The organism is Micromonospora sp. DT201 (genome assembly GCF_049841575.1).
In the GTDB taxonomy this organism is placed as follows: domain Bacteria; phylum Actinomycetota; class Actinomycetes; order Mycobacteriales; family Micromonosporaceae; genus Micromonospora.
In genome coordinates this window covers 174,842-196,171 of the sequence record NZ_JBNCKP010000004.1, presented here as the reverse complement: position 1 = coordinate 196,171, position 21,330 = coordinate 174,842, and the positions used below count along the sequence as shown (strand labels likewise).

The 21,330-nt window shown below is 72.1% G+C and carries 19 protein-coding genes and 2 pseudogenes; 7 read left to right on the top strand and 14 right to left on the bottom strand.

Annotated features, from left to right (window positions below):
* Positions 1–12: 12 nt before the first annotated feature.
* A complete protein-coding gene (locus tag ACLQ28_RS10360) occupies positions 13–918 on the bottom strand; it encodes a LysR family transcriptional regulator (protein ID WP_425685997.1) in 906 nt (301 codons plus the stop codon).
* A gap of 92 nt (positions 919–1,010) precedes the next feature.
* Positions 1,011–1,199: pseudogene (locus ACLQ28_RS10355) on the bottom strand (NADPH-dependent FMN reductase); the annotation flags it as partial.
* Here ACLQ28_RS10355 and ACLQ28_RS10350 point away from each other — a divergent pair.
* On the top strand, positions 1,200–1,487 hold the full coding sequence (locus ACLQ28_RS10350) for a MarR family winged helix-turn-helix transcriptional regulator (protein ID WP_425685996.1): 288 nt from the start codon (positions 1,200–1,202) through the stop codon (positions 1,485–1,487).
* 23 nt (positions 1,488–1,510) lie between these two features.
* On the opposite strand, the gene ACLQ28_RS10345 is transcribed toward ACLQ28_RS10350, so the two are convergent.
* Genes ACLQ28_RS10345 through ACLQ28_RS10325 form a run of 5 tightly spaced genes read right to left on the bottom strand, consistent with a single transcriptional unit; the run spans position 1,511 to position 7,850 of the window.
* Positions 1,511–3,358: an IucA/IucC family protein gene (locus tag ACLQ28_RS10345; protein WP_425685995.1), complete on the bottom strand. Its 1,848-nt coding sequence runs from the start codon at positions 3,356–3,358 to the stop codon at positions 1,511–1,513.
* Positions 3,355–3,966 (bottom strand): GNAT family N-acetyltransferase, encoded by a 612-nt coding sequence (locus tag ACLQ28_RS10340; RefSeq protein WP_425685994.1) that lies wholly within the window; start codon positions 3,964–3,966, stop codon positions 3,355–3,357. The genes ACLQ28_RS10345 and ACLQ28_RS10340 overlap by 4 nt, the downstream gene beginning before the upstream one ends.
* On the bottom strand, positions 3,963–5,240 hold the full coding sequence (locus ACLQ28_RS10335; protein ID WP_425686255.1) for a lysine N(6)-hydroxylase/L-ornithine N(5)-oxygenase family protein: 1,278 nt from the start codon (positions 5,238–5,240) through the stop codon (positions 3,963–3,965). The genes ACLQ28_RS10340 and ACLQ28_RS10335 overlap by 4 nt, the downstream gene beginning before the upstream one ends.
* 35 nt (positions 5,241–5,275) lie before the next feature.
* A complete protein-coding gene (locus ACLQ28_RS10330; RefSeq protein WP_425685993.1) occupies positions 5,276–6,814 on the bottom strand; it encodes a pyridoxal phosphate-dependent decarboxylase family protein in 1,539 nt (512 codons plus the stop codon).
* 4 nt (positions 6,815–6,818) lie between these two features.
* Entirely contained in the window at positions 6,819–7,850 is a 1,032-nt protein-coding gene (locus ACLQ28_RS10325) for an ABC transporter substrate-binding protein (protein WP_425685992.1), read from the bottom strand.
* Positions 7,851–7,922: 72 nt separating this feature from the next.
* Here ACLQ28_RS10325 and ACLQ28_RS10320 point away from each other — a divergent pair, with 72 nt between their 5' ends.
* The 4 genes from ACLQ28_RS10320 (at position 7,923) to ACLQ28_RS10305 (ending at position 13,119) form a co-directional block, all read left to right on the top strand.
* The gene (locus ACLQ28_RS10320) at positions 7,923–9,035 is read left to right on the top strand and encodes a FecCD family ABC transporter permease (RefSeq protein WP_425685991.1); all 1,113 of its coding nucleotides are present in this window, start codon (positions 7,923–7,925) and stop codon (positions 9,033–9,035) included.
* A gap of 156 nt (positions 9,036–9,191) precedes the next feature.
* Positions 9,192–10,220 (top strand): FecCD family ABC transporter permease, encoded by a 1,029-nt coding sequence (locus ACLQ28_RS10315; protein WP_425685990.1) that lies wholly within the window; start codon positions 9,192–9,194, stop codon positions 10,218–10,220.
* A 65-nt stretch (positions 10,221–10,285) separates the two neighbouring features.
* Positions 10,286–11,074, top strand: coding sequence for an ABC transporter ATP-binding protein (locus tag ACLQ28_RS10310; protein ID WP_425686254.1), 789 nt, complete (start codon positions 10,286–10,288; stop codon positions 11,072–11,074).
* Positions 11,071–13,119, top strand: coding sequence for a penicillin acylase family protein (locus tag ACLQ28_RS10305; protein WP_425685989.1), 2,049 nt, complete (start codon positions 11,071–11,073; stop codon positions 13,117–13,119). Before ACLQ28_RS10310 ends, ACLQ28_RS10305 begins: the two co-directional genes overlap by 4 nt.
* 204 nt (positions 13,120–13,323) lie before the next feature.
* Here the strand turns inward: ACLQ28_RS10305 and ACLQ28_RS10300 are convergent, their stop codons facing one another.
* On the bottom strand, positions 13,324–13,932 hold the full coding sequence (locus tag ACLQ28_RS10300) for a bifunctional 4-hydroxy-2-oxoglutarate aldolase/2-dehydro-3-deoxy-phosphogluconate aldolase (protein WP_425685988.1): 609 nt from the start codon (positions 13,930–13,932) through the stop codon (positions 13,324–13,326).
* A gap of 68 nt (positions 13,933–14,000) precedes the next feature.
* Complete coding sequence (locus ACLQ28_RS10295) at positions 14,001–15,026, bottom strand: sugar kinase (protein WP_425685987.1); 1,026 nt, start codon at positions 15,024–15,026, stop codon at positions 14,001–14,003.
* A 118-nt stretch (positions 15,027–15,144) separates the two neighbouring features.
* On the opposite strand from ACLQ28_RS10295, the gene ACLQ28_RS10290 reads away from it, so the two are divergent.
* Entirely contained in the window at positions 15,145–15,660 is a 516-nt protein-coding gene (locus ACLQ28_RS10290) for a low temperature requirement protein A (protein ID WP_425685986.1), read from the top strand.
* A 10-nt stretch (positions 15,661–15,670) separates the two neighbouring features.
* On the opposite strand, the gene ACLQ28_RS10285 is transcribed toward ACLQ28_RS10290, so the two are convergent.
* The 3 genes and pseudogenes from ACLQ28_RS10285 to ACLQ28_RS10275 all read right to left on the bottom strand — a co-directional run.
* The gene (locus ACLQ28_RS10285; protein ID WP_425685985.1) at positions 15,671–16,243 is read right to left on the bottom strand and encodes a nucleosidase; all 573 of its coding nucleotides are present in this window, start codon (positions 16,241–16,243) and stop codon (positions 15,671–15,673) included.
* 62 nt (positions 16,244–16,305) lie between these two features.
* Positions 16,306–16,572 carry a hypothetical protein gene (locus tag ACLQ28_RS10280; RefSeq protein ID WP_425685984.1) on the bottom strand — a complete coding sequence of 89 codons (267 nt, stop codon included), beginning with the start codon at positions 16,570–16,572 and terminating at the stop codon, positions 16,306–16,308.
* A 22-nt stretch (positions 16,573–16,594) separates the two neighbouring features.
* Positions 16,595–16,748: pseudogene (locus ACLQ28_RS10275) on the bottom strand (ABC transporter permease); the annotation flags it as partial.
* Positions 16,749–17,093: 345 nt separating this feature from the next.
* Between ACLQ28_RS10275 and ACLQ28_RS10270 the strand changes: the two are divergent.
* Positions 17,094–17,552: a Rieske (2Fe-2S) protein gene (locus tag ACLQ28_RS10270; RefSeq protein WP_425685983.1), complete on the top strand. Its 459-nt coding sequence runs from the start codon at positions 17,094–17,096 to the stop codon at positions 17,550–17,552.
* A 147-nt stretch (positions 17,553–17,699) separates the two neighbouring features.
* Here the strand turns inward: ACLQ28_RS10270 and ACLQ28_RS10265 are convergent, their stop codons facing one another.
* Together ACLQ28_RS10265 and ACLQ28_RS10260 are read right to left on the bottom strand one after the other, a co-directional pair.
* Positions 17,700–20,507: an Hsp70 family protein gene (locus ACLQ28_RS10265; protein ID WP_425685982.1), complete on the bottom strand. Its 2,808-nt coding sequence runs from the start codon at positions 20,505–20,507 to the stop codon at positions 17,700–17,702.
* A gap of 70 nt (positions 20,508–20,577) precedes the next feature.
* Entirely contained in the window at positions 20,578–21,039 is a 462-nt protein-coding gene (locus tag ACLQ28_RS10260) for a GNAT family N-acetyltransferase (RefSeq protein ID WP_425685981.1), read from the bottom strand.
* Positions 21,040–21,330: the final 291 nt, after the last annotated feature.

Genomic DNA, 21,330 nt, shown 5'->3' with positions numbered 1-21,330 from the left:
TTGGTGCGGTCGTCAGCCGGTCGTGGTGAGATCGGTCGTTGCCGCGAGTTCCGTGACCACATCCAGGAGCCGGCGCAGGGCGGGTGAGGTGTTGCCCGGCAGCCACACCATCTCGGTCTGCGCGTAGGCGCCGGTCAGCGGGACGAACACCACGCCGGTGCGGCGCAGGCTGGCTGCCGAGCTGGCGAGCCGGGTGACGCCGAGCCCGGCGGCGACCAGGCCGAGGAGGCTCTGCACGCTGGCTTCCTCCTGGACGATGTTCGGTACGAAGCCGGCTTCCCGGAACTGGTCCTCGAAGGCGTGGTGCCAGGGTTCCCAGGAACTGCGCGGCGTCGTCACCCACGGTTCGTCCGCCAGGTCGGCGAGCTTCAGCTCACCGCGGCCGGCGAGCGGGTGGCCCTCGGGCAGCACAGCGCACACCGGTTCGGTCGCCAGCTGTCTGGATTGCAGGCCGGGAACGAGCGTGGTCCGGGTGAAGGCGGCGTCGTAGTGGCCGCTGAGGACGCCCTGGACCAGGGACGCGATGCTGGTGGACTCGGTAGCCAGGTGAAGATCGGGAAGTTGGTCGCGCACGGCCCGGACCACCGGGGGCAGGAGGTGGTTGGCGACGGTGGTCAGGAAGGCGAGCCGGAGGGTGCCGACCTCGCCCCGCAGGGCCCGTCCCACGACGGCGACGGCTTCGTCGGCGCGGTCCAGCACGGCTCTCGCCTCGGGCACGAACAGGGCGCCGATGTCGGTCAGGGTGGTGCCGCGGGAGTCACGGTCGAACAGCTTCACTCCGAGGGTGCGTTCCAGGGCGGTGATCTGCTGGGACAGGGATTGCTGGGCGATCATCAGGCGGCCGGAGGCCCGCGTGAAGCTCAGCTCCTCCGCGAGGACCAGGAAGTATCGCAGTTGCCGCAGCTCAGGGGTGGCCACAAGGACAGACTTTAGCCAGGTCCAGGACGGCCGCGGGAGGAATCCCGCGGCCGTCTCCGGTAGTGCACGAAACGATCAGGCCTGGCGCAGAGCGACAGCGCGACCTGCGCACGCACATCGGCCATCTGAAGCTCACCGGAGATCAGACGCAGGTGCTCCACGGCGCGCGCGCCGCCCACCGAGCCGTAGCTGACAAAGCCGACGGCCTTGTTGTTCCACTCGGCGTACAGGAAGTCGATCGCGTTCTTCAGGGCACCCGAGGTGGAGTGGTTGTTCGGCGGATGCGGATGAACGAGCTCGCCTCGGCCTGCTACCTCTCGCTCAGCGGCATGACCCGCACCATCATCCGGCTGGAGACGCAGGGCCTGGTCAAGCGGGAACGCTGCGAGGAGGACGCCCGGGGCTGGAACGCCGTTCTCACCGACGCGGGCTTCGCCCGACTGGAGGAGTCCTGGCCCAGTCACCTGGCCGCCATCCGCCGACGGTTCCTCCAGCACTTCGAGAGCTTCGACCTCGCCCGGTTGGCCCACGCGTTCCGCGGGGCGGGAACGGCCGAGACGACCGACTGAGCGCGGCCCGGCCGCGGCAAATGTCACCGGGCCGGGGCGTGGGCGGCCAGCGGGTTGGTGAGGGTCCCGACGAACTGGAGCGCGGCCGACGGGTCGGCCAGGTCGATCATCTGCTGGTTGTCGCGCAACTGGAGTCGATTGAGGCAGGACAGCGTGAACTCCGGTGCGAACAGGTCGTAGTGGCGTACCCTCTCGGCCAGGTGCGGAACCCGGTCGAAGTAGTCGGTGGCACAGGCCGCGACCGTACGCCAGAAGTCGTCCTCGGGGAGCACACCGACCTCGACGAGCACCGCGTTCAGGTGCCGCAGGAAGCAGTCCACCACGTCGGTGAAGATGGTCAGCAGCTTGGTGTCGTCGGGCACGTCGACGCGGATCCGCTCCACCTCGGCGGGCAACTCGACCTCGGTGTTCAGCACCGCGATCTCCTCGGCGATGTCCTTGAAGATCACCCGCTCGACGATGTCCTGTTCGTCGAGGACCAGGATGACGTTCTCGCCGTGCGGCATGAAGGCCAGATCGTGGGCGTAGAAGCTGTGTAGCAGCGGGGTCAGGTAGGCGTCCAGGTAGCGGCGCAGCCACACCTCGGGCGTCAGCCCGGACCGGTCGATCAGCGCCGCCGCCAGCGAGCCACCCTCGCTGTCCACGTGCAGAAGGGCGGCCATCGTGGACAGTCGCCGCCCCGGCGCCAGCGCGGGCACCGGGCTCTCCCGCCACAGAGCGGCCAACATCTTCCGGTACGGGGAGGTGCGTTCGGTCGCCGCCTCGTACTGCCGATGCCGGTAACCCACCGCGGCCCGCTCCCGGATGACGGTCAGACCGGTGCCGGTGAGCACCTCGTCATTGGCGATCAGGTCGGCCAGCCAGTCGTTGATCGCCGGGGTGGCCGCCATGTACGCGGCCGACAACCCGCGCATGAAACCCATGTTGAGCACCGACAGTGCGGTCTTCACGTAGTGCCGGCTCGGCGCGGTCACGTTGAAGAAGGTCCGGATGGACTGCTGGGCGAGGTACACGTCCGGGCCGGGGCCGAGGTGCACCAGCCGGCGCGCGGCCAACTCCCCGGCGAAGGTGACGGCCAGCTTGTTCCACCACTGCCACGGGTGCGCCGGGATCAGGTGGTAGTCGGCGAGGTCCAGGCCGAGGTCGGCCATCGTGGCCGTGAACCGGGCCCGGGTTCCCGCGTCCAGCTCGCCGTCGATCAGCGTGTCGTAGTCGAGGTCGGCGGCACTGCTGAACGTCGAGTGGTCGCGGTGCGCGGCGAGCCACTCCAGCCGGACCGGGGCTGCGGCCTCCGGCGCGTACCGATGATATTCGTCGACGCCGAAGCCGAGCCGGCCGTTGTTGGCAACGAAGCAGGGGTGCCCCTCGGTCATCGACGTCTCGATGGTCTGGAAGTCCGCGTCGGCCAGCTCGGCGGCGGTCGGCGCGGCCTGGGCCAGCTTGTACGCGGTGCCGGCCAACGTCGAGGTGATCTCCTCCAGATAGACCGGGAGCACCCGCGCGGAGAGCCCCAGGGCGTCACGCAGCTCGACGATGAGGTCCACCGCGTCCGGCGGCAGCGGCGTGCCGTCGCGGTGCCGGGTGATGCTGTCCGCGTCGATCTGCCAGTGCGCCAGGGCGAGCACCCGCGCCGCGAACCGGTACGTGACCGCGCCGTCGTCGCTGCGGACCTCGTACCACTGCCGATCGTCGGGGCCGGACACGGGCTCCGGGGTGAGCAGCCGTTCGTGGGTGAACTCGGCAAGTGCCTTGCGGACCAGCAGCCGATTGGCCCGGGCCCAGCGCTGCGGGGTGAGATGCCCGACCGGGTCGCCGGAGGCGCTGTGCGCGGTGGCGACGGGCGGGTGGGTGGGGACGGCGGTGGTGGTCACGCCGGGGCTCCTTCGGTTCGGGTGGCGGCAGCGCGATCGGCGGCAGCGCGGTCGGCGGCGGCGTTCTGGAACTGCGCCCGGGTGCAGACGCTGAGCAGCGCGTCCTTCTCGGGCTTGGCGATCGGGCCGACGACCTCGAAGCCGACGGCGGCGTTCAACGCGTGCACCGCGGTGTTGCGGACGTCCGGCTCGACAACCACCCGCCTGGTCGCCGGGTCGGCGAAGAGCCAGGTCATGACCGTGCCGAGCACCGCCCGGGTGAAGCCGTGCACCGGAGTGCCGACGGGTGCGCAGAGGAAGTGCATGCCCACGTCGCCGGGCTGGTGGTCGTAGAGGCCGACCAGCTCGACGTGGGACGGGTCGTAGCGTTCGGCGAGGAACGCGGGACTCCCCCGCCACAGCCCGAGGTACGCGTCGTGGTGCGGGTGGTCGGCGATCCGCTGGTACTCCTGGGACACCTGGGCCTCATCGGCGTCCTGCATCAGCCAGAACGCCGCCTTCGGGTGGGTCACCCAGGTGTGCAACAGCGCGGCGTCGGCGTTCGGGTCGAGCGTACGCAGCGCGAACTCACCGAGCCGATCGTCGGCGCGGGTGAAGACGACGCTCACGACGACACCCCGAACTCCTGGAAGGTGATGCTCTTCTCGATCGGGTAGTGCTCCCGGCCGAGCAGCTCGCGGATGATCCAGGAGTTGCGGTAGGCGCCCATGCCCAGGTCCGGTGAGGTGATGCTGTGCGTGTGGGTGCCGGCGTTCTGCAGGAAGATGCCCCGCCCGCTGTGGTCGATGCTGTAGTTGCGGGCCACGTCGAAACGGCCGTGCGCGTCCCAGCGGATCTGATCGCGCACCGGCGCGAGGAACTCCGGCACCCGGTAGTGGTAACCGGTGGCCAGCACCAACCCTTCGGTACGCAGCGCGTAGTCCCGCTCCTGCTCGACCTGACGCAACCCCAGGGTGTACGCCCCGTCCTGGTAACCGGCGCTGACCAGCTCGGTGTTGGTGAGCAGGCGGGTGTTCACCGGTCCGTCGACGCTGTGCGCGTACAGCAGGTCGAAGATGTCGTTGATCAGGTCGGCGTTGATCCCCTTGAACAGGCCCTTCTGCTCCGACTCCAGCCGGTAGCGGGTCGCCTCGGGCAGCGCGTGGAAGTAGTCCACGTAGTCCGGTGAGGTCATCTCCAGCGTCAGCTTCGTGTATTCGAGCGGGAAGAACCGCGGCGAACGCGTCACCCAGTTGAGCTGGTAGCCGTACCTGTCGATGTCGCCGAGCAGGTCGTGGTAGATCTCGGCGGCACTCTGCCCGCTGCCCACCACGGTGATGCTGCGTTTGGTGCGCAGCGCCGTCCGGTGCTCCAGATAGCGGGAGTTGTGCACGGCGTCACCGGGCAGGTCGGCGACCGCGTCGGGCAGGTGCGGTGGGGTGCCGGTGCCGAGCACCAGGTGCGGGGCCCGATACTCGACGGTCTCCCCCGTGCCGGTGCTGGCCCGCACCACGTACCGCTCGTCGACGGAGTCGTACTCCACGGTGGTCACGGTCTGACCGAAGCGCAGGTTTGGCAGCTTCGCCGCCGCCCACCGGCAGTACGCGTCGTACTCGCTGCGCAGCGGGTAGAAGCTCTCCCGGATGTAGAACGGGTAGAGCCGGCCGATCTCCTTGAGGTAGTTGAGGAAGGAGTACGGCGAAGTCGGGTCGGCGAGGCTGACCAGGTCGGCGATGAACGGGGTCTGCAGTCGGGCCGATTCCAGCAGCATGCCGGGATGCCAGGCGAGGCTCGGTCGAGCCTCCAGGAACACCCCGTCCAGCTCGTCGATCGGCGCGGTGAGGCAGGCCAGACCCAGGTTGTACGGGCCGAGCCCGATAGCGATGAAGTCGTGGGTGGACATCCGGCCCTCCAGGCCCAGGTGCAGGTTCATCGGCGTCAGCCGACGGGACACGTCAGGTCGGCGGCGACGTGGTCGTGCACGTACCGGCCGGCGTGACTGGCGATCAGGTCGAGCACGTGGCCGACGTCGTCGACGGTGGTGGCCGGGTTGAGCAGGGTGAACTTGAGGAAGTGCCGGCCGTCGACCCGGGTCCCCGCGACCACGGCAAGGCCGGACGCCGCGAGGGCCTCCCGGGCGTGCAGGTTGGCGGCGTCGGCCAGCTCCCGACCCGGGCCGGTGGGCAGGTAGCGGAAGACCACCGTGCTCAGCTCGGAGCGGGTCACCACCTCGAAGCGGGGGTCCTCGCTGACCAGTTGCCAGGCGTCGGCGGCCCGGTCGACCACCTCGTCGAAGAGCGCGCCGAGCGCGTCCGGGCCCATCACCCGCAGGGTCAGCCAGAGCTTCAGCGCGTCGAAACGTCGGGTGGTCTGCAGGCTCTTGTCGACCTGGTTGGGGATTCGCTGCTCCACCATCCGGGCCGGGTTGAGGTAGTCGGCGTGGTAGGTGGCGTGCCGCAGCGCCCGCCGGTCGCGGACCAGCAGGGCGCTGGAACTGACCGGCTGAAAGAACGCCTTGTGGAAGTCGACGGTCACCGAGTCGGCCCGCTCGATGCCGTCGAGCAGGTGCCGCCGCGTCGGTGAGACGAGCAGACCGCAGCCGTACGCGGCATCGACGTGCAGCCAGACGTCGGCCGCCGCGCAGATCCCGGCCAGGTCGGTGAGCGGGTCGATGGAGCCGAAGTCGGTGGTGCCGGCGGTGGCCACGACGGCCATCACCACCAGCCCGTCCTGCCGGCACCGTGCGATCTCCTCGCGCACGGCGGCCGGGCGGATCCGCCGCCGGGCGTCGGTGGGTACCGCGATCACCGCGTCCGGGGCGAGGCCGAGCAGCTTGGCCGACTTCTGCACGCTGAAGTGACCGGCCGCGGAGGTGAGGACGCGCAGCCTGGGCAGCAGCTCGGCGCGCGCCGCCGGGCCGATCGCCTCGCGGCACGCCTCCTCCCGCCCCAGCAGCAGCGCCTGAAGGTTGGACTGGCTGCCGCCGCTGGTGAAGATGCCGTCCGCGCCGGGACCGAGGCCGATCCGCTCGGCGGTCCAGTCGATCAGCCGTCGCTCGATGAGGGTGGCCCCGGCGCTCTGGTCCCAGGTGTCCAGTGACGAGTTCACGGCGGTGAGCACCGCCTCGCCGAGCAGCGCCGGGATCGCCACCGGGCAGTTGAGGTGGGCGAGGTAGCGGGGGTGGTGGAACCAGACGGCGTCGCGCAGGTAGACGTCCTCCAACTCGTCAAGCGCGGCGCGGGCGTCGCCCAGCGGCCGGTCCAGGTCCACCCGGTCGACCAGGGGGGCCAGCTCGGCCGGGGTGATTCCGGTGCCGGGGCGATCCACGGTGGCCACCCGGCGGGCAACCCGGTCGACGCCGTCGGCGATCGTGCGCCGGTATTGCTCGACGGAGCCGCCATGCAGCAGTTGGGCCCGCGCGGCGGTTGACGCCGGGGGCGGCGCGGTGGTCTCGACGGGGTACGTCGGCACAGTCATGGCGTCAGCTGACCTTCTTCGCGGCGCGGATGGCGGTGGCGAGGTTCTCCAGTAACGGCGCGGAGCCGGCGTACGAGAAGCGGGGCACCGCATCCCACGGGGTCACCTGGTTGGCCTTGACCGCCGGCAGTTGCTGCCAGGTCGGCTTGGCGGTGAGGTCCTTGGGTTGGAGTGCGGTGCTGCGGTTATCCAGCAGGATCAGGTCGGCCGGGAACTTACCGGTGCTCTCCCAGCTCAGCGCCTCGAAGTAGTCGCCGGCTTCGAGCTTGGTGGGGATCACGATGTCGACGCCCAACTCCGCGAAGTACATCAGGTCGGTGCTGACCTTCGGATTGGAGACGTAGAAGAGATCGGGGCTGCCGGAGCAGGCCATCACCGTGATCCCGGGGTTGGCCTTGACCGCCTGCCGAACCGCGTCGGAGGCGGCGTCGAAGCGGGCCTTCGCGTCGGTGACCTTCTTCGCGGACAGGTCCGCGCCGAGCGACTCGGCCAGCGCGGCGTACCGCTCGATGGGCTTGGTCATCGGCACGCGGGCGGTGGTGATCGCCACGCTGGGCGCGAGCGGGAGAATCTTGTCCTTGCTCTCGTCCGGCACGTACCAGAGGGCGTCCGGGTCGTACATGTGGGTGACCAGCAGCTCGGGACGCAGCGCCGCGTACTTCTCCAGGCTGAACTCGCCCCACACGTTGCCGAGGATCTCGACGGCCTCGATGTTCAGCTCGCCGGCCTGCGGGTCGGCCGTGCCGTCGGCACGCTTGGTTTCACCGAACACGCCGACGAGCTGCTTGTCGAGACCGAAATCGATCAGTGCTGCCGCCACGCCGGTGAAGGCCACCACACGAGCCGGACGGGTCGCCAGTTCGATCTTCCTGGTGCGGTCGTCGGTGAACGACCAGGGGCCACTTCCGCTGTTGGCGGCGGGCTTTGCGGTGTCGTCCTTGCCGCAACCGGCGAGCAGGGCGGCCAGCGTGGCGACGCCACCGGCGGCCAGAAGGCCACGGCGGGAGAGGCGGCGAGCGGACAGGGCATCGGGCATGGTGTTGTCTTTCGATCAGAGTTTGTCGGGGTCGACCGGGGCAGCGGGGTTAGGTTAGCCTAACCTCGGTCATTGTCAACAGCGGTTCGTCGCCACGCCACAACTCCGGAGCCCACACTGGACGCCACACCCACCGTCACGATTCCGGCACCGCCTGTGCCGCGCAGGGACACGCCCGCGCCCCCGGCGCGGCGCGGCCGTCAGGCGGCCCGCGCCGTCGGCCTGGTCGCCGCCGTGGCACTGCTCGGCCTGATCGTGGTGCTCAGCATCGCGGTCGGGGCGAAGGCCATGCCGCTCGCCGATGCCTGGTCCGGGTTGCTGCACCACGACGCCACCGAGTACGCCGTGGTGCACCGGATGCGCCTGCCGCGTACGCTGCTCGGGCTGCTTGCCGGCGCCGCGCTCGGCGTGGCCGGAGCGGTCATGCAGGCCCTCACCCGCAACCCCCTCGCTGACCCAGGACTGCTCGGCATCAACGCCGGCGCGTCCGCAGCCGTCGCCACCGCCGCCGCCTTCCTCGGCGTCACCGCTGTCGGCGGGTACGTGTGGTTCGCGATGTTCGGCGCGGCGGTGGTGACCGCGCTCGTCTACGTCGTCGGCGGTGGGCGTGGCGCAACCCCGTCCCGCCTCGCACTGGCCGGCGCCGCGCTCAACGCCACCCTCTACTCGTACGTCAGTGCGGTGATGCTGTTGGACACCGCCTCGCTGGAACGACTGCGGTTCTGGACGGTCGGCTCGCTGGCCAGCGCGGACTCCGCGACCGTGACCCGGGTGCTGCCGTTCATCCTGGTCGGCCTGCTGGTGGCGCTCGCCGCCGCCCGCCCGCTGAACGCCCTCGCACTCGGCGACGACGCGGCCAGAGCGCTGGGCGCTCGACCCGCGCTGATCCGCGCCGCCGTGATCGTCGCGGTCACCCTGCTCTGCGGCGCGACGACCGCCGCGTGTGGCCCGATCGTCTTCGTCGGGCTGCTCGTGCCGCACCTGGTTCGCGCGCTGACCGGCCCGGACCTGCGCTGGCTACTGCCGTACAGCGCGGTGCTCGCGCCGGTGCTGCTGCTCGGCGCCGACGTGCTCGGCCGGGTGCTGGGCCGCCCGGGCGAACTTCAGGTCGGCATGGTGACCGCAGTGCTGGGCGGCCCGCTGTTCCTCTGGCTGGTCGCCCGCGGACGGGTGGCCCACCCGTGAGCGAGCGTCGCGAGCGAACCAGCAGGCTCAGCACCGTGACGCGTCGCGCCATCGCGGAGCGAAGCGGAGCGATCGCGTGAGCGAGCATAGCGAGCGAACCAGCAGGCTCAGCACCGTGACGCGTCGCGCCATCGCGGAGCGAAGCGGAGCGATCGCGTGACCGTTCTTCGCACCCGCGGCGGGCTGTCGCTGCGGTTCCGCCCTCGCGCCCTGGCCGTCGGGGCCGGTGCCGCGCTGCTCGCCGCCGGGCTCAGCCTGGTCGCGCTCGGCAGTGGTGACTACCCGATGGGCCCGGCCGACGTGCTGCGCACGCTCAGCGGCGGCGGCACCCCGGCGGAGCAGTTCATCGTGCACGAGCTACGACTGCCCCGGCTGGTCACCGCCCTGCTGGTCGGTGCCGCGCTGGCCCTCGCTGGCACGGTGTTCCAGTCGCTGGTCCGCAACCCGCTGGGCAGCCCGGACATCCTCGGCTTCACCCAGGGCGCGTCGACCGGCGCGCTGGTGGTGGTCGTCCTCGGCGGCAGCAGCCTTGCGCTGGCGGGCGCTGCGGTCGTCGGTGGGCTCGGCACCGGCCTGGTGATCTACGCGCTCGCCTGGCGACGCGGAGTGCACGGCTACCGGCTCATCCTGGTCGGCATCGGTGTCGCCGCGATCCTCACCGGCGTCAACGGCTACCTGCTGACCCGGGCGCCGCTGATGGACGCCGCCCGGGCGGTGCTCTGGCTCACCGGCAGCCTGGACGGGCGGGGCTGGGCCAACGCTGGGCCGCTGCTCGCCGTCCTGGCCGTGCTGGCACCCCTGGTGCTCGTCGGCCGCGCCCCGGCGCTACGGATGATGGAGTTGGGCGACGACACGGCCAGTGCCCTGGGCGTGCCGGTGCGGCGGCTACGCCTGGTGCTGCTCGCCGCGGCGGTGCTGCTGGTCTCGTTCGCGGCGGCCGCCGCCGGGCCGGTGTCCTTCGTGGCGCTCGTCGCACCACACGTGGCGAAACGGCTGACCCGGGCGCCCGGCCCGAACCTACTGCCGTCGATGGCCGTCGGCGCGGCACTGCTGGTCGGCGCCGACCTGCTGGCCCAACGCGCCTTTCCCGGGCACCAACTTCCGGTCGGTGTGGTGACCGGAGTGATCGGCGGCGGCTACCTCGTCTGGCTGCTGGCCTTGGAACGCCGGGCGGGCCGACTGTGAACACCCGCGACGCCCTCGAAGGAGCACCTGTGCACCCCCCCGATTCCCGGCTCGGTGGCACCGCGCTGACCCTCGCCTACGACCAGCGCACCATCGCCAAGGATCTCACCGTGGCGGTGCCCGACAACTCGTTCACGGTGATCATCGGCCCGAACGCCTGTGGCAAGTCGACGCTGCTGCGCGCTCTGTCCCGGATGCTGCGGCCGAGCGCCGGCGCAGTGCTGCTGGACGGGCGGGACATTCACGACCTGCCGGCCCGGAAGGTGGCCCGTACGCTCGGTCTGCTGCCGCAGTCGTCGATCGCACCCGACGGCATCAGCGTCGCCGAGTTGGTCGCCCGTGGCCGCTACCCGCACCAGGGGCTGCTGCGGCAGTGGTCGCGCGAGGACGAACGGGTCGTCGAGGAGTCGATGGCCGCGACCGGCGTCGACGACCTCGCCGACCGGCCGGTGGACGAGCTGTCCGGCGGGCAGCGGCAGCGGGTCTGGATCGCCATGGCGCTGGCCCAACAGACGCCGCTGCTGCTGCTCGACGAGCCGACCACGTACCTCGACATCGCCCACCAGATCGAAATCCTGGACCTCTGCGCCCGGCTGCACGAGGAGCAGGGGCGCACCCTGGTCGCCGTGCTGCACGACCTGAACCACGCGGCCCGCTACGCCACCCACCTGATCGCCATGCGCGACGGACGCGTGGTGGCCGCCGGAGAGCCGACGTCGGTGGTCACCGCCGACCTGGTGGCGGAGGTGTTCGGGCTGCCCTGCCGGGTCATCGACGACCCGGAGACCGGCACCCCGCTGGTCGTCCCCGCCGCCCGGCGCCGGACCACCGCCCTCGCCCCGGAGCCGTCATGACCGCCGGACGCTTGCGCGACCCGTGGGGCGTCCCGCATCTGCGGGCCGACGACCCGCTCGCGCTGGCGGCGGCACAGGGTCGGGTGACCGCGTACGACCGGGCCTGGCAGATCGAGGTGGAACGGCACCGCGCCCAGGGCACCAGTGCGGCGTTCCTCGGCATCGACGCGCTCAGCTGGGACCGTTTCGTCCGGCAGGTCCGGCTCGACGACACCGCACGCCGCTGCCACGCGGCGCTCGATGAGGCGACCGCCGAGTGGGTGGGCGCCTACGTGGCCGGGGTCAACGCGGGTCTCGCCGCTGGTGCGGCCCGAGCGCCGGAGTTCGCCGCCACCGGGCTGTCCCCGGGCCGGTGGGAGCCGTGGACACCACTGGCGGTCTGGCTGGGCCACCACATCCTGTTCGCGGGGTTCCCCGGCAAGCTCTGGCGCGAACACGTGGCGCAGCGGCTCGGCCCGGACGCCGTCGACGCGTTCGCCACCGACGGGCCAGCCGTCGCCGGCAGCAACGGGTGGCTGCTCGCCGCCGAGCGCACCGGCACCGGTGCCGCACTGCTCGCCGGCGACCCGCACCGGTTCATCGAGGATCCCGGCGTCTACCAGCAGATCCGCCTGGCCTGCCCGGAGTACGACGTGGTCGGGTTGGCTGTGCCGGGCGTGCCGGGCATCGCGCACTTCGGGCACACCGGCCAGGTGGCCTGGGCGATCACCAATGCGATGGCCGACTACCAGGACCTGTACGCGGAGCGGCTGCGCCGGCACGACGAGCAGGTGCAGGCCCTCGGCCCGGACGGTTGGCGGTCCGTGCACTCGCACGTCGAGACGATCGAGGTGGCCGGGGCCGACCCGGTCGAGGTCGAGGTGGTGGAGACCGAACGGGGTCCGGTGATCGTCGGTGGGCCGGACGACGAGACGGCCATCAGCCTGCGCTACCCGCCCCGGGTCCGCGCCGAGCTCGGCTTCGCGACTCTGCCGGAGTTGCTGCGCGCCCGCAACGTGGCCGAGGTGGACCACGCGCTGCGGCACTGGGTGGAGCCGGTCAACGTGGTGCAGGCGGCGGACACCGCCGGTGGGCTGCTGCACCGGGTCGCCGGGGCGGTGCCGTTACGGCATCCGGACAACGGTCGGCGGGTGGTCCCCGCGTGGGAGGCCGCGCACGGCTGGCAGGGCTGGTACGCGCCGATGCCCCGAGCCGAGGTGGTCGGCCGGGCGGTGATGGCCAACGAGCGAGGGCTGGCGGCGCCACTCGGGGTCGAGTTCGCCCCGCCGCACCGGGCACACCGCATCGCCGAGCTGCTCGACAACGGTCCGGCGTGGACGGTCGACGGGATGGCCGCGGTGCACACCGACACGTACCTGGGCTCGGCCGGAGGACTGTTGGCGGTGCTTGCCGAGTCGACCGGGCTCGGCCCCGCCGCCGCCGCGCTGCGTGAACGGCTGCTGCACTGGGACCGGCGGATGGCCGCCGACAGCACCGACGCGGCGGACTTCGCCACCCTGCGGGCGGCAGTCGTACGCCGGATCGCCGCCCACCCGGCGCTGGCCGAGCTGGCCGAGCCGCCCGCGTACCCGGAGGTGTTCGCGCCCTGGCTGGCGTTGACGCCGCGGGTCGGTTACGCGCTGGAGCACCTGCTCAGCGCGACCCCGCTGCCCGGCGTGGACGTGGCCGCGTTGGTCCGAGCGGCGGCCGAAGAGGTCGCCGACGCGGCGGCCGGGCAGGTGCGCTGGGGGGACCTGCACCGGCTCGTCCCGTGGCGGGCGCTGCCCGACCCGGACGGCGCAGCCGGGCCCGGACTCGACGGTGACCACGACTGCGTGCTGGCCACCTCCAGCGTGCCCGGGGTCACCCACTGGTGCTTCCGGGGCCCGGCCGCGCGGTTCGTGTGGGACCTGGCCCGGCGTGCGGACAGCCGCTGGGTGGTGCCGCTGGGTGCCTGCGGGGTGCCCGGCGACCCGCACCACGACGACCAGAGCGCCGCGTGGCTGGCCGGGAAGCTACTCCCGGTGACCACCGACTGGGACCAGCTCACCGAGGAGCGCGACTAACGCCACCGAAAACGAACCAGCCATCACCCCACCCCACCCCACCCCACCCCACCCCACCCCACCCCACCCCCACCCCCACCCCCCGCGCCGATCTTGCACTTTCGGTTGTCAATGCGCCCCGGTTCGCGGCTTTCGTCGGGACAGCAAGTGCAAGATCGGCGCGGGGTCAGCGGGGAGGGCGCGGGGTCAGCGGGGAGGGCTGACTCAGGTCGCGGGCTTGGTCAGCTCGGCCAGGCGGTCTAGCTGGTTTGGGTCGGACAGGGCTGAGCCGACCGCCACCACCCGTACGCCGGCTTGCAGGAACGCGGCGGCGTTGCCCGCGTCCAGGCCGCCGGTCGCGACGAAGCGCAACTGCGGCAGCGGGCCGGCCACGGCCTTGAACCAGGCCGGTCCGAGGGAGATCGCGGGGAATGCCTTGAGCCAGGTGAGGCCGTGCCGCAGCGCCTGCTGGGCCTCGGTAGGAGTGGCCACACCGGGCAGGTGCGGCAGGCCTCGCGCGGCGGCCGCGTCGGCGACGGCGAGGTCCAGGCCGGGCGCAACGGTGAACGCGGCACCCGCGTCGGCGGCCGCGACGACCTGGTCGACGTCGAGCACGGTGCCCGCGCCGACGATCCGGCCGCGCTCGGTGCCCGCTTCGACAGCGGCGCGCAGGGCCGGCACCGCCTCGGCGGTGGCCACCGGAACCTCCACCACGTCGATGCCGAGATCCCAGGCACGCTCGGCGAGCCGAACGGTCTCGTCGACCGGCAGGCCGCGCAGGATCGCCATCACCCGGGCGCCGCCGAAGATGTGGTCGAAATCCGCTGTGGTCATGGTGCACTCCATCCGGGGTAGCGGTGAATCTGTTGCCTGGTGGTCCGATCGGACCCCGACGACACGACTCAGGTCGTCGCCTGCGCGCCGGTCAGGTCGAGCGGCGACCAGGCGTCGGCGGGCGCGGCGAGCAGCTTCTCGAACCAGGCCCATGATGGGACCGGAGCGTTGTCGCCGCTGCTGACCAACGCCTGCGCCGCGACGAGGTGACCTAGGCGCAACCGCCGAACGGGGTCGAGGCCACGCAGCAGGCCGGCCAGGTAGCCGGCCGCGAACGCGTCTCCGGCGCCGACCGGCTCCACCACCGTCACCCGGGGCGCCGGGACGAAGATCGGCTCGGCGTCGCGGCACAGCGCGGTGGCACCGACCGCGCCGTCCTTCACCACCACCGTCTCCGGGCCGGGCAACAGCTGGCGTACGGCCAACGGGTCGGCGGTGCCCCACAGCGTCTCGGCCTCGTCCTGGCCGACGAAGACCAGGTCGCAGCGGTTGGCGAGGTCGCGCAGCACCGGCGCTGCCTGCTCGGCGGGCCACAGCCGGGCCCGGTGGTTGACGTCGAAACTGACAAGCGCCCCGACCAGCGGCCGATCGGTCACCGCGTGCTCGACCAGCGCCCGGCAGGAGGCGGAGAGCACCGGGGTGATCCCGGACAGGTGCAGCACACGGGCACCGGCCAGCCCGGGGGCGGCCAGCGTGCCAGGGTCCATACGGGAGGCCGCCGACCCCGCCCGGTAGTAGTGCACGGCGGTCCCGTCCGGGCCCGGGTCCTTGACGTACAGGCCGGTGGGGGCGGCCGGGTCCACGCTGACCTGGTCGACGCGGACGCCCGCGGCGGCGACGTGCCGGACGACGGCCCGGCCGAAGGGGTCGTCGCCCACCCTGCTCACCCAGGCCGCGCGGTGCCCCAGCCGGGCCAGGTAGCCCGCCACGTTGGACTCCGCGCCGCCGACCGAGACAGCGACCCGTTCGGCGTGCTCCAGCGGCTCACCCGGCGCGGGGCAGAGCACCACCATCGTCTCCCCCACCGTGGCCACCTCGACCGGCGGCGAACCCGCCGGCACGGTCGTCCGGTCGGGTCGGGGGTCGGTCAGCATCGGGGCACACGTCCTCGCGGCGGGGGGTCCTGGGCGTCGCCGAGCCTAGGTGCCCCACACGAGACGAGCAACCCGCTGCACGGTGGCCTGCGGCAACCGCAAACCGTCCACTTTCCCGGTGCCCACCCTGCAGGTCAGCCGCGGCGAGTTCGGCGGGCTCCGGGTCGCCACGTTGTTCTGCGCGTTCGCGGTCATGCTGCTGCTCTGGCAGGTCTACGTGTTCCGGGCCGGCGAACTGCTGGAGGCCGGGGCCAGGGCGGGACGGCCGGCGCGGGTGGCTCCGTACACCCATCTGGTGATGCTGGCCGGGGTGGTCTGCACGGCGGCCTCGTTCGACCTGGTCGTCAGCCGGCCGACCGGCACCACGCCGGTGGGATGGCTGTTGCTGATCATGGGCGACCCGGCGCTGTTCGTGATCGGCCGCGTCCTGTTCACCCTGCTGATATCCGTGCTCGTGCCGTGGCGGCGAATGCTCTGCCTCCCCCTGCCGCTGCTGACGCTGCCGTGGGCCGGCCGCTGGCCGCCGCTGCTGGTGACCACGATCGTGGCGCTCGGGCTGACCAGTCACATCCTGATTCCCGGAGCGACCCGGGAAACCACGCCGGGCCTGCGGATGCGGCAACCCGACGGCTGACCCTGCTCAGTCAGGCGAAGTGTCGAGCGGCCCACCCGGCGAGGTCGCGGGCGCAGGCGTCGACCGACTCCCGCCAGGTCCGGGCCGCACCCTCCCCCGCCTCGTCGCTGACCTGCTTGACCAGCCGGCACGGCACACCGGCCTGCGCGGCGGCCCACGCCACCGCGTACCCCTCCATGTCGACCAGGTCGGCACGCTGCGCCAACCGGTCCCGTGCCGCGTCGTCGGCCACGAACGTGTCGCCGGTGGCCAGCACCGCACCCTCGGAGGCCAGCGACAGTGGCGGTCCGTAGGTTTCGCCGGTGAGGGTACGCAGCAGGTCGGTGTCCAGGTCGTGCTGGAGCACCGTGGCGACCTCGTGGATGCCGGCCCACCCGGGGCGCAACGCGCCGGCCGTACCCAGATTGAGCAGCAGGGAGGGGCGCGGCCCGGCGGCCAGCACCGCGGCCACCGCACTGGCGGCGTTCACCTTGCCCATGCCGGTGAGCAGCACCGGCAGCTCGGGAGGCAGATAACGGGCCTCTTCCCCCACGGCGAGCACCACCAGCGGACGATCGGTCCGGACCGTACCCCGAAGATTCACCGGAGCATCGTACGAGCCGGCCCGACGGCGATATTCGACCGGTTCAGCGAGATCGGCGGTGGTCAGCCTCCGGCGGTGACCGTGGTGGCGGTGACCGTGCCGTCGGCCCCCGGGCCGCCCGGGACGGTGACGCTCTGCGTTGCTGCACCTGCACCCCGCCCAGGAAACCGGCCAGCACCAGCACCAGTACGCCGAGCACCGGAGTGGCGCGGTTCCACAAGCGCCGCGGCGCGCGCGCCAGTCAGGTCGCGATCCGGCGCCTCCGCCGATGGGGGCGTCTGCGGGTGATCGTCGACCTGGTCGAAGTTGACGGTGTCGCTGCTGTCCATGTCGTGTCCTCGCATGTCGGCCCTACTCGTAGCGCAAAGCATCGATGGGGCGCAGCCGGGCCGCCCGGGCCGCGGGCAGGCCACCGAGGAGGCAGCATGGTCGCCTCCACCAGAAACTGGGTCAGCACAGTACGCCGGCTGGCGCCGAATGCCTTGCGGATGCCGGCGCACCGGGTCCACGCCTGCGAACAGTTCGCACCTGCCTGAGCAACCGCGGGCCGGATCCGGACCGGCTCGACAACAGCGACGCGAAGACCCACGAGGCGGTGACCTCCTGCGCGGTGCTCAGCCCGCCCCCGACGTCCTGATCGCCACGGCCACGCTCTCACCCTCGATCAAATGATGAAAAGTAGGTCCCCGGAGCCGCGCTAACCTACTTTTCATCATTTGATCACCGCACACGCCCGGAGACGGGCGACCTTCTCGGGTGCTCGGGCGTCCAGCCAACATCCAGCGTGGTCGCATCGCGCGTTCAGCCAGGTGGGGCAGGCTGAGCCGGCGAGCCACCGGAGGTGTCCGGTGTGCCGACGGAAGAGGTGACCAGGATGTACGACGGGCAGGACTTCCTCCGCGACAACCGGTGGTGCCTGAGCCGACGCGGGTTGCTGACCGGGGTGGGCGCCCTGGGCGCCGCCGGACTGCTCAGCGCCTGCGGTGCCGGTGACAGCCCGACCGACAGTCAGGTGGTCGCTACGCCCGGCACCGTGCTGGCCCACACCGGAGACGTCCCGATCGGCGGCGGCACGGTCACCGCCGGTGTGCTGGTCGTCCAGCCCGAGGCTGGCACCTTCAAGGCGTACGACGCGACCTGCCCGCACCAAGGCGTACGGGTCGGCGCACCCCGCGACGGGGTCATCACCTGCCCCGCGCACAACTCCACCTTCTCGCCCAGCGACGGCTCTCGCCTAGACGGCCCCGCCCCAAAAGGCCTGACAGAAATCCCGGTCCGGGTCGACGGCGAAAACGTCACCCACGCCTAACCCCGCCCCGCCCCGCCCCACCCCACCCCGCCTCGCCCCGCCCCGCGATCTTGCAGTTTCGGTTGTACTTTCGTTCAGATTTGCCGTATTCGTACGCGCAGAAAGTGCAAGATCGCGCGGGGGTGGGGGGCGGAGGCACCGCGGGGGTTAGTCGTTGGCGAAGCGGTACAGCACGAAGTCCTTCTCCGCGCCGCAGGCGATCACATGGGTGTTCCACGAGCAGGACTCGCTGCGCACGTCCTTCAGCTCACCCAACTCGTCTACCTCACCAGACTCGGCCCACACACCGGCCAGCACACGGTTGTCCACGACGATGCTGGGCGCCTTGGCGAAGACCAGCAGGTTGCCCTCGTCCAGTCGCACCGCGACACCGGCCCGGTCCCGCAGCACCGGATTGCCGGCGGCGTCGAAGAGGGTGACCTTCGGGTCTGGACTCTCCCGTTGGGCGAGCACCTGCTCACCCAACGGGACCAGGTCGGTCACACCCGGTGCCGGCCAGGCGATCGCGCGTTCGCCCTCGGTGGCCGCCACCACCTCGGTGCGCTTGACGTCGTTGTTCGGCACCTGCAACAGGCAGGCCCGCCGCTCGCCGCAGGCCACCAACTCCATCGGGCGGTACTCGTCGTTCCCGGAGCGGTGGAGCACCACCGGCTCCGCGTCGGACCCCAGGTCGTACGCCAGCAACTGGTATCCGCCCTCGTTGGCGGCCACGTACAGGCGGTCCTCGTGTGCGACCACCAGGTCGTCCAGGTCGGCGACACTGCCCCACCGGCGCAGCACTTTGCCGGTCTCCATGTCGAGCAGCCGCACCGACCGGTCCGCACCCACCTGGATGAGCCGCCGCCCCTTGCCCGTCCACGGGTCGCGGGGATTGCCGTCGAGGAAGGCCGGCCCGCTCGCCGCCGCATCGCTGCCCACCGGCCGGACCACAGTGCGGCTGCCGCCGTACTCGTCGCGAGGATTCGGCTCCCTCCATTTCGCCGAGCCGTCGGTCAGGCGCAGGCCGACCAACTGGGCTTCGGCCCGGTCCACCAGCACCGCCGTGTCATCGGCGAAGTAGACGCTGTCGTCACCACGGACCGCGCGCTGCCAGCGCTGCTTGCCTGAACGACCGTCGAGGACGGCCAGCGGGCGAAGGGTGGTGTCGCCCGGTGCGTCGGCAAGGACCGCGACCGCCCCCGGAACGGCGATGATCGACTCCCAGTCGTCGGCCCGCACGTCGGTCGCTTCTCGCCACAGTTCGTCGCCGGTGCCGGCGTCGACCGCCACCACCTCCAGACGGTCGTCTGGCAGGGGGTACCCGAGGTAGGCCCGGTCGCCGAGCACCGCCGTCCACATCTCGGCCGGACGCTCGCCGCCAGCCGACGGCCGGGACAGCTCCTGCAGCGACCGGAACTCCAGATCCGGGTAGCGGTCGCGGGTGAAGTAGAGCGTCGCCGCGGTAGCCACCCCGACCAGGGCCAGCACCGCCCCGAGCACCACCCAGCGTGCCCGCCGCCAGCGCCCCGCGCCCGCCACCGAGGGCGGGGTCACGTGGGCCCATCCTGGCCCGGGCGGGCCTGCCGGCGGCGCCGATCCCGGCCAGGGCTGCTCCGGCATGGTCGGCGTGGCCGACCCCGGCCGGGGCTGTGACGGTACGGTCGGCGCGGCCCCCGCCGGCACAGTCGGCGCAGTCGGCGCGGGCAGCGCGGCCCCCACCGGCACAGTCGGCGCGGCCCCCGCCGGCGCGGGCGGCGCGGGCAGCGCGGGCGGGCTCACCGGGGCCGGTGCGGGTGGCGCGATGTGCGGCCCGGCGTACGCCGGTGCGGGCAGCGGTCGGCGCAGCGGCAGGTCCGTCAGCGCGCCCTCGGCCACCGGCAACTCCGGCTGGTCCAGCACCGTCGGCGCGACCCCCAACTCGGCGTGCAGCATCCGGGCGACCAGCGGAATCCTTGAGGAGCCGCCGACGAGGAACAGGCCGGCGAGTTGGTCAGGGCTGAGCCCGGCGGCGGCGATCACCTCCCGGGCCCGATCCACCGCGCGGCGCAACAGCGGCGTGGCCACCCGCTCGACGTCCGCCCGGGTCAGCTGGACAGCTTCGGCCACCCCCGGCACCGCGACCGGCGCCACGGTGGACCGGGACAGCGTCTCCTTCGCACCGCGTACCTCGTCCCAGAGCCGCACCTGGTCGCGGCGCTGCGCCGGATCAGCCGGCCGGATCAGCCGGGCCCACTGCGCGGCGTGCCGGTCACCGACCAGCTCGCCAACCCGCTGCACCAGTGCGGCGTCGAGGTCGAGGCCGCCCAGGTCGGGCAGGCCACCGTCGGCGACCACGCTGAAGCCGGAGTCACCCCAGGGGTCCGCGCCCTCGTTGCGCAGCACCGCGACGTCGAGCGTTCCGCCGCCGAAGTCGAACACCGCGATCGCGCCGCCGACCGGCACCGGGCGGTGTAGCACCTGCGCGTAGTAGCGGGCGGCGGCCACCGGCTCCCGCAGCAGCCGGGTGCCCGGCGGCGTCGGCCCGGCGAGGGTGTGCTCGGCTGCCTGCGGCCAGCCCGCCTGCAGCAGCGCGTCGGCGAGCACCTGCCGCCTTGTGGCGTCCCAGGCGGCCGGGCAGGTCAGCACGGCCGGGGGCAGGAAGCCCACGGTGCCGACCGCAGCCCGGGCGACCGTCGTCAGCACTGCGGCGAGCAGGTCCGACGGTGGGTACGAACGGTCACCGAGCAGCACAGTCGGCTCGTCCACCCGACGCTTCGGGTTCGCCTCGAACCGCGCCGGGTCCGACTGTGCCAACCGTCGGGCGTCCCAGCCGGTGTGCAGGGTGCCGTCCGGGTCGGCGTACACGGCGGACGGGCTGACCGGCTGGCCGTCCATCAGCAACGGGCGGGTCCGCCCGTCCGGCCAGCGCAACACCGCGACGGTGTTGGACGTACCGAGGTCGACGCCGAGGGCGAAACCCTCGTGCTGGCCTGCCATCTGCCCGATACCTCCGCCGTGACGAGGGAACTCAGCCCCGCATCGTACGCAGGCCGCACCGCCCTGCTGATCACTCGGTCAGGTGCCACACTCCGACGACCTGGCCTCCACTGGTCTCCCCGGTCGGGCGAAACCCGAGTTTCAGGTAGAACTGCTCCGGCCCGTCCGCCCCCGGTTCCCACGTCGTGTACACGCGGTCGTGCCCACGTCGGCGAGCCTCGTCGCAGACGGCCTGCACCGCGAAGCGGCCGTACCCTCGGCCCTGATGCTCGGCGGCGATGTTCAGCCGCCACAGGCCCGAGCGCAGGTCATCGGGTCGGTCCGGGTGCCACACGATGTCGAAGAAGCCCATCAGGAAGCCGACGTTGTCGTCACCCTCGACGATCAGACGTGGCCACGCGATCTCGGGCTGCGCGTACGCCTCCGCGAGGGACCAGGCGACCGGGGACGAGAACTTCTCCTGGTCCGGCCGCACGGTCACCCGGCACGCGGCCTCGACGTTGTCTGGAGTGATCTTCACCAAGCGTGGCATGCCGGCCACGTTATCGAGCGGGGTCCAGCGCTGGTGAACGCTGCCACGACACGGTCGACCATGGCGAGTACGGCCTATCCCGTCGGTGGCCGGTCGGTGGCGAGGACGGCCAGCAGCCAGGGGTGGCGGCGGTACATCGTCCACCCGTCCCAGGTCAGCCGTTCAAGCTGTTGGCGCGGATCCGGTGGCAGTGGCGCGTTGATCGACTCCATATCGCCGACATCGCGGCATCCGAGCGGCTGGACACCGCAATATCGGCGATATGGAGTGGATCTTGCACGGACCGCGCCG